At 63.4% G+C, this 7,761-nt stretch carries 6 protein-coding genes and 1 pseudogene; all 7 read left to right on the forward strand.

The annotated features are described in order from the left end of the window. Positions 1-266 (forward strand): annotated as a pseudogene (locus EN932_RS23740) (alpha/beta hydrolase); the annotation flags it as partial. A gap of 394 nt (positions 267-660) precedes the next feature. Next, positions 661-1,614, forward strand: coding sequence for an ABC transporter permease (locus tag EN932_RS23745; RefSeq protein ID WP_032809776.1), 954 nt, complete (start codon positions 661-663; stop codon positions 1,612-1,614). A 33-nt stretch (positions 1,615-1,647) separates the two neighbouring features. Beyond that, entirely contained in the window at positions 1,648-2,664 is a 1,017-nt protein-coding gene (locus EN932_RS23750) for a sugar ABC transporter substrate-binding protein (RefSeq protein ID WP_064994996.1), read from the forward strand. A 12-nt stretch (positions 2,665-2,676) separates the two neighbouring features. Then, entirely contained in the window at positions 2,677-4,794 is a 2,118-nt protein-coding gene (locus tag EN932_RS23755) for an SMP-30/gluconolactonase/LRE family protein (RefSeq protein ID WP_127368626.1), read from the forward strand. Continuing rightward, positions 4,791-5,885: an NHL repeat containing protein gene (locus EN932_RS23760; RefSeq protein ID WP_013533140.1), complete on the forward strand. Its 1,095-nt coding sequence runs from the start codon at positions 4,791-4,793 to the stop codon at positions 5,883-5,885. Before EN932_RS23755 ends, EN932_RS23760 begins: the two co-directional genes overlap by 4 nt. Positions 5,886-5,888: 3 nt before the next feature. After that, positions 5,889-7,388 carry a sugar ABC transporter ATP-binding protein gene (locus EN932_RS23765; RefSeq protein ID WP_024502414.1) on the forward strand — a complete coding sequence of 500 codons (1,500 nt, stop codon included), beginning with the start codon at positions 5,889-5,891 and terminating at the stop codon, positions 7,386-7,388. 124 nt (positions 7,389-7,512) lie between these two features. Next, positions 7,513-7,761: LysR family transcriptional regulator (locus tag EN932_RS23770; protein ID WP_164890589.1), on the forward strand; the 249-nt coding region annotated here is incomplete at its 3' end.

The raw sequence follows: 7,761 nt of genomic DNA on the forward strand, positions 1-7,761 counted from the left end.
CCGATGAGGAGGCAGCTGCTTTCACCCCAATGACGCGGTGGCATGACCCGGAGACGGCAGCGACCATTCTCGTCGGAGATCAGGAAACGTCACCTTTTCACCAGCAGGCCGCCGACTTCGGAAAGCGCTTGCGCGCGCAGGGGCACCCTGTCAGCGATCTCCGCCTGAATGACCGAAACCACATGAACAGCGTGCGTGATCTGGGCATCAGCGGCACGCAAGCTGGCGATTGCCTGATGGCGATGATCGATGGAAACGGCCTCTAGGACGGAAACCCAGGGAGAGCAGGGCCCGCTTGTGCCTTACTTGACGCTCCCGTCACTCAGGAAAGTACCGTCACGGGGATCGCGGCACGCTGCCGGCATCGGGCTGAGCTTTGCGACAGGTGAAATCCGGCAGAGCACACAACCGACGATTCCTCATCCTCTTTTTCCACACTGACGAACTGCACAGCGCATCAGAAAATCGAAATTGCCCCTGCCGCCCTGAGCCGCGATGGTCTTCACGCAAGCAGCCGGCTTAGGGCTGTGGAGGAACGTCGTCGCGGCAAAGCCCCTGGGGCAAGGCCGCTTTGGCACGCCGCTGGTTCAAACCGGCAGCGAGGGAGGAACTGACTTGGCTGGTTCGGGCAAATCCGACACCGCGCGCTTGGGCATCAAAATGTCCCAGGAACTCGTCGTCGGCGCGATCTCGGCCGTCCTCTTCCTGGTGTTCTCGGCGACGCTCAACAATTTCCTGAGCCAGGGCAACATCCTTGCCATTCTCAAGAATGTCTCGATCCTCGGCACGCTGGCCGTCGGCATGGGGCTCATCGTCGTTGGGCGCGGCATCGACCTGACCATGGTGGCGGTGATGGTCGTCGGCGTCGCGTTCAGCATTTGGATCTCCACCTGGGGCGTCGACTTCACGCTGGCCGTCGTCTTCGGGGCCATCCTGGTCGCGGCCATCGGCCTGTTCACCGGCGTCATGGTGGCGGTGGCCGAAATTCCGCCGATCTTCGCCACCCTTGCCATCGCGTCCTCGGTCTACGGCTCTGGCCGCATCGTCTTTGCGTCCGACGTGCTCTATGCCCCCTCCGATATCGGCTGGCTGAAATTCGTCGGCAACGGAACCATCCTCGGCATCCCGATGTCGGTGATCATCTTCGCGGCGGTGGCCGCGCTCATGGGCTTTTTCCTGAGGAAGACCCGCTTCGGCCGGCTGGTCTATGCTACTGGCGACAACCCGAACGCGGCCCGCACGACCGGGCTGCCGACGCGCCCGATCATCGTGACGCAATATGTCATCAGCGCCCTCATTGCCTATATCGCCGGCATCATCATGCTGGGGCTGGTCACCGGCATCGACACGCGCCTCTACAATTCCAGCCTGATCTACGACGTGCTGCTGGTCGTCGTGCTGGGCGGCATCGGCCTCTCCGGTGGCCAGGGCGGCGTACGCAACGTCATCGTCGGCACCATCCTGGTCGGCATCCTGACCAACGGCATGACGATCCTGAACTTCAGCTACACCAGCCAGAACCTGATCAAGAGCGTGATCCTGCTGGGCGCGCTGGCGATCGACGCCATCATCAATCCGCGCGACGAGCAGACCTCGCAAAGCGGCGACATCTGAACAAGAACCGAGACATAAATCTGGGAGGATACCATGAAGTTGTTCAAGAACTGCCTGCTCGCGGGCATGACAGCGCTCGCGCTGCTGGGCGCGGCGAAAATCGCCACGGCGCAGGAAACCGATCAGGTCGGCCGCTCCACCTATCTCGAGGCGCTCAAGGGCAAGAAGGTCATCTTCGTGCCAATCTCGCAGGGCATGGACCTCAACCAGGCATGGGTGGTGGTGTGGCAACGTCACGCGGCACGCTACGGCTTCAGCCTCGAAGTGCGCGATCCCTCCGGCGACACCAATGCCGGCATTCGCGCCATGCAGGGCGCCATCGCCGAGAAGCCGGACCTGATCATCGTGCAGAACCCCGACGTCCAGACCTACGCACGCCTGTTGAAACAGGCGCAGGCGGCCGGCATCAAGGTGCTGCAAGTCAACATGCAGTCGGCCACCCAGACGGACAGTTATGTCGGCAACGACTGGATCGAAATGGGCCGTCTCGAAATGGGCGAACTGGCCAAGCACTGCACCGGGCCCAATGCCGTCTCGCACAAGGTGGTCTGGCTCGCCGGCGTCCAGACGGGTGCCGCCAACATCTACATGCGCACCGGCATCGACGAGGTGCTGAAGGCCAATCCCGAGCTGCAGCTCGTCTCCGACCAGCCGGCCGATTACATGAGCGAAAAGGCCCGCCAGATCACCGAGACGGTCCTCCAGCAGCATCCGGACCTGTGCGGCATCATGGGCATCTGGGATAATGCCGAGGTCGGCGCCGGTGCCGCCGTCGTGGCCGCCGGCAAGCAGGACCAGGTGACGATCGTCACCAATGGCGCGGGCAGCGCCACGGGCTGCGAGAGCATCAAGAACGGGCTGCTCGACGTGATCTTCAACTTTAATGCCCCGATCCAGGCCGAGATCGCAGCACAACAGATTTCCGAGCTGCTGCAGCAGCCCGGCCGGCAGGCGGGTAGCGAGAAGACCATCTTCTTCGGCCCGATCACCCGCGTCGACAAGGCCAATGCGACCGGCAGGAATTGCTGGAAGCTGGACGAGCTCAAGTAACGGACTTCCTTGATGAGCATGGCTGAAAGCCTTGTGCGCTGGCGCTACCGCCTGCTCCCCGACCACGTGGTCGGGGAGATCCTGACCAAGAAGTGGATCGACAGCGTCATCCCCTTCATGGCGCTGGTCATTTTGTGCGCGATCTTCGGCTCGATCGTGCCGGGCTTCTTCGATCTGGCGACGCTGACCAATCTCAGCGGTCAGACCGCCGAGCTTGGCCTTGTGGTGCTCGGCATGACCATCGTCATGGTGTCAGGCGGCATCGATCTGTCTGTCGGGTCGACCTTCGCGCTCGCCGTGCTGGTCACGCTCTATGGGATGAATGTCGAGCAGTGGAGCTTTGGTACCGGCCTTCTGGCGTGCCTGGGCCTCGGCGTCGTCTGCGGCGCCATCAACGGCTTCCTGGTTGGCTTCCTGCGCATGCGGGCGTTTCTCACCACGCTGGTGACGCTCATCATCTACCGCTCGACCTTCGACATCGTCTTTCCCCAGGTCTCGACCCGGATCGTCACCAGCGGTCCGGACTCGCCAGCCTATGATTTTCTTGGTTTCGGTACGATCTGGGGCGTGCCGACGTCCTTTGTGGTCTTCGTCGTCATCGCGCTGATCATCCATCTCGTGCTGTCGCGCGCCCGCTATGGCTGGCGGCTGTTCGCGGTCGGCGGCGCGCGCCGCTCTGCCTACAATGCCGGCATCAATGTGCGCTTCATCTTGTTCAGCGCCTATGTCTTGTGCTCGGTACTGGTGGCGCTCTCCGGCTTCTTCTTCTCGGCCCGCATCGGCAGTGCCGCTTCCGACATCGGCACCGGTCTCGAACTGCAGGTGTTGACCGCGACCGTGCTCGGCGGCATCTCGCTAGGCGGCGGGCGCGGCTCGGTCGCCAAGGCGCTGATGGGCACCGTCTTCGTGCTTGTCCTGTCGAACAGTCTGCTTGCGCTGGCCGTGCCCGGCCCGGTCAATTTCCTGATCCTCGGCATCGTGCTGCTTTTGTCGGTGCTTCTCGACGTTCGCTGGGTGAAGAACCGCCACAAGATCCTGCGCAGCGTCTACATCTCGCCAACCTTCGCCAAGATGCCGCAGGCGATCTCGACCGCGCCCGGCGCGCCAATGGCGGTGAATGACCGGTTGAAGGACGTCGGCGTCATCGGCCTCGGCGTTCTCGATGGCGCGGAGGATGTGATCTTCGACCGGCAGGACCGTCTCTACACCGGCAGCCGCCAGGGCGAGATCCTGCGCTTCCAGCCGCCCCATTACACCGATAGCGAAGTGTTCGCACATATTGGCGGCTCGCCGCTCGGCATGGCTTTCGACCGCGACGACAACCTCGTCATCTGCGTCGCCGGCATGGGCCTCTATCAGGTCTCGCCGGCCGGCGACGTAAAGCTGCTGACCGCCGAAACCAACCGCTCACTGACCTCGGTGGTCGACGACTCGACCATGAAGCTCGCCGACGACTGCGACATCCTGCCGGACGGCCGTATCGTCTTCTCGGAAGCGACAGTGCGCTTCGAAATGCATGACTGGTATGCCGACGCGCTGGAAAGCCGCGGCAACGGACGCATCATCGTCCATGATCCCAAATCCGGTTCGACACGCACACTGCTGTCGAACCTCGTCTTCCCCAACGGCATCTGCACGGCCTTCGACGGCCAGTCGGTGCTGTTCGCCGAAAGCTGGGCCTGCCGCATCAGCCGCTATTATTTCGATGGCCCGAAGAAGGGCCAAGTCGAGCGCGTCATCGAGGGCTTGCCCGGCTATCCCGACAACATCAACCGCGCCTCCGACGGTACCTACTGGCTGGCCCTGATGGGCATGCGCACGCCGGCCTTGGATCTCTCGCTTGAAATGCCGAGCTTCCGCCGTCGCATGGCGCGGCGCGTATCGGAAGACGCGTGGCTGATGCCCAATCTCAACACCGGCTGCGTGCTGCGCTTCGACGAGAACGGCCAGATCCTCGAAAGCCTGTGGGACCAGGCCGGCGAGAAGCATCCGATGATCACCTCGATGCGCGAGCACAAGGGCATCCTCTATCTCTGCGGCATCTTCAACAACCGCATGGGCACCTTGCCCTTGAAAGGCGTCGATCCCGACTGGTTCAGCTCGGATTCCTACTGGGGCAGAAAGCCATGAGCGGTTTGAGCCAGCTTCTTGACCGCTTTCTCGGCCGTGGCGAGTGGGCAGTGACCGTGCCGACGCTCGACGGGCCGTTGCTGCCCAACCAAGGACTGGAGGAAGCCGAGCCGTTCGCCGGCCTCGCCGAGGCCGACAATCTCGTACGCACCGAAAAGGGCATTCTGGCAAGCAGCGCCAACCGGCTGATGCGCTTTAGCGCCGACGGCCATGCCGAAACCTTGCAGGAATTTCCGGGCGAGATCACCGCACTCGCCCATGCCCGCGGCATGACCGCGATGGCCATCGACGGCAAGGGCGTCGTCGTCCACGGCGGCCTGCATGACGGGCGCGAGGCGACGGGTGAGGAGGCTCGGCGCCTCTCCTGCATCACCGCTCTCACCTTCCTCGACAGCAACACCTTGCTGGTGGCCAACGGTTCGGCCTCAGTGCCGGCGAGCGGTTGGCGTCGCGACCTGATGCAGAAGAGCGTGTCCGGTTCGGTCTGGCGGCTCGATCTAAAAAACGGCCGGCTGGAGCTTGTCAGGGACGGCTTGGCCTGGCCGGCCGGCATCGCCACCACCGGCTCCAACCGCATCTACGTTTCGGAGGCCTGGCGCCACCGCGTGCTGGCGATCGACCTTGCCACCACGGCGACGCTGCCCGTGCTGGAGCATCTGCCGGCCTACCCCGCCCGCATCGCCCCGGCCTTCAACGCCGGCTATTGGCTGACCTTCTATTCCGTGCGCAACCAACTGGTGGAGTTCATCCTGCGCGAGGAGACCTACCGCACCCGCATGCTGGCGGAAGTCCCGGAGGCCTACTGGATGGCGCCGTCGCTCGGCTCATGGCGCGACTATCGCGAGCCCATGCAAGGCAGCCAGTTGAAGCAGATGAACGTGCTGAAGCCATACGCGGTGACAAGGTCCTACGGGCTGGTGGTTCTTTGCGACCAGAACATGAAGCCGCTGTCGAGTTTCCATTCGCGCGCAGACGGCAAGGTGCACGGGACGCTGAGCGCCTGCGAGCTGGGCGATGATCTGCTGGTCGCCTCGCGCGGCGGATCGAGGATCGTACGCGTGGCGAGCGCCGCCAGCGGCAAGCGAGGCTAAGCGATGTCGGACGCCAACATCATTGAACTCAGGGATGCCGCCAAGGCATTCGCGCGCATTCCGGCCTTCAAGAATGTCAATTTCGACCTGCGCAAAGGCGAAATCCACGCGCTGCTCGGGGAAAACGGCGCCGGCAAGTCGACGCTGACCAAGGTCATGGCCGGTGTCTTCAAGCTGACCGAGGGCAAGATGACCTTCGACGGCAAGGATGTGTCCTTCGCCACGCCCGCCGAAGCGCTGCGCGCCGGCATCGCCATGGTGTTCCAGGAAACCAACCTGGTGCCGGCCATGACGGTAGCGCAGAATCTCTATCTCGGCGAAGAGAAGATGTTCAACCGGTTGCGCGGCCTCTACATTCAGGCGCGGCAGTTCCTCGCCGGCATGGGCTTCCAGGTCGACCCGTCCGCGCAGGTCAGCACGCTGGGCGCGGCGCACAAGCAGATGGTGGAGATCGCGCGCGCCGTCCACCACAAGGCTCGCGTCATCATCTTCGACGAGCCGACCGCGACGCTGACGCCTGAAGAGAAGAGCCACTTCTTCAAACTTTTGCAGCGGCTGGTGAAGGAGGGCATCGCCGTCATCTTCATCACCCATGCGCTGGAAGAGGCGCTTGCCGTCGCCAACCGCATCACGGTCATGCGCGATGGCGAGATCGTCGCGTCCGGCGAGGCCAAGGGCTTCACCCGCGCCTCGATCGTGCAGGCCATGGTCGGCCGCACGCTCACCGAAACGCTGCATGGCGAGGTCAAGCGCACGGCGCGCCCCTACGGCGACAAGGTGCTTTCGGTCGAGAATCTGTCCTGCGCCGGCCTGGTGCGCAACTCTTCCTTCTCGGTGTTTTCAGGCCAGGTCACCGGCATGTTCGGCCTTGTCGGCGCCGGCCGCACCGAAATGGCCAAGGTCGTCGCCGGACTGTTGAAGCGCAACATCTTCCACGGCGGCGAGATCCGCCTGCTCGGCAAGTCGGTGCGCTATCGGGTGCCCAGGCCTGCGGTGCGCGACGGCATCGTCTATGTCACCGAGGATCGCAAGGTCGACGGTTTCTTCGAAACCATGACCGCGGGCGAGAACCTGCAAATGGGTGAACTGACCGAGGGCGCCAATCCCGTCTCCATGGTGTCGCTGGCGCGAGCCAGGCAACTTGCCCGCGAATGGGGCGAACGTCTGAGCCTGCGGCAGACCAGCGACCGAGCCCGGATGATCGAGCTCTCCGGCGGTAACCAGCAAAAGGTCGTGATCGCCAAATCGCTGATTCAGAAGCCGAGGCTGGTGATCTTCGACGAGCCGACACGCGGGGTCGACGTCGGCGCCATCGTCGAGATCCACCAGCTCATCAGCGATCTCGCCGAGCAAGGCATGGCCGTCGTTGTCATCTCGTCCTACCTGCCTGAAATTCTCGCCGTTTCGGATCGCATTCTGGTGGTCAAGCGCGGCCGCGTGGTCGAGGAGATGATGCTTTCGGAGGCCACCGAGGAACGCGTCATGTTCGCCGCGGTTCATTGAGCGGCTCGACAAGAGAGACACTTTTGCCGGCCAAGCCAGGACCAATGTCTGGCCTGCCCTATTGCCTTGCAATCGGTTCCGCGTCTGAATAGGTCAGGGGTCAGATCACCCTGCCCGAGCGGATATGCCCAGCGTCAACCTCAAACTTCTGCAGACGTTCCTGCTTGCCGCCGAAAACGGCAGCTTCCGACGTGCTGCCGAGGAGAGCAACCGTTCGCCATCGGCGGTCTCGATGCAGATTCGCGACCTTGAGGAGCAGATCGGCATCTCGCTGTTCATCCGCACCGCACAGCGTGCCAGCCTGACGCCGGAAGGCCAGATCCTGTTCGAGGAGATCGCCAACGTGATGTCACAGGTGCAGACCAGCCTCGAC

The sequence above is a fragment of the Mesorhizobium sp. M7A.F.Ca.US.002.01.1.1 genome (genome assembly GCF_004022955.1).
Classification (GTDB): Bacteria; Pseudomonadota; Alphaproteobacteria; order Rhizobiales; family Rhizobiaceae; genus Mesorhizobium; species Mesorhizobium ciceri.

Excerpts from the sequence above, each read along its gene's own strand:
- EN932_RS23765 (WP_024502414.1), top strand. The coding sequence starts at position 5,889 with ATGTCGGACGCCAACATCATTGAACTCAGGGATGCCGCCAAGGCATTC.
- EN932_RS23750 (WP_064994996.1), top strand. The coding sequence starts at position 1,648 with ATGAAGTTGTTCAAGAACTGCCTGCTCGCGGGCATGACAGCGCTCGCG.
- EN932_RS23745 (WP_032809776.1), top strand. The coding sequence starts at position 661 with ATGTCCCAGGAACTCGTCGTCGGCGCGATCTCGGCCGTCCTCTTCCTG.
- EN932_RS23760 (WP_013533140.1), top strand. The coding sequence starts at position 4,791 with ATGAGCGGTTTGAGCCAGCTTCTTGACCGCTTTCTCGGCCGTGGCGAG.
- EN932_RS23755 (WP_127368626.1), top strand. The coding sequence starts at position 2,677 with ATGAGCATGGCTGAAAGCCTTGTGCGCTGGCGCTACCGCCTGCTCCCC.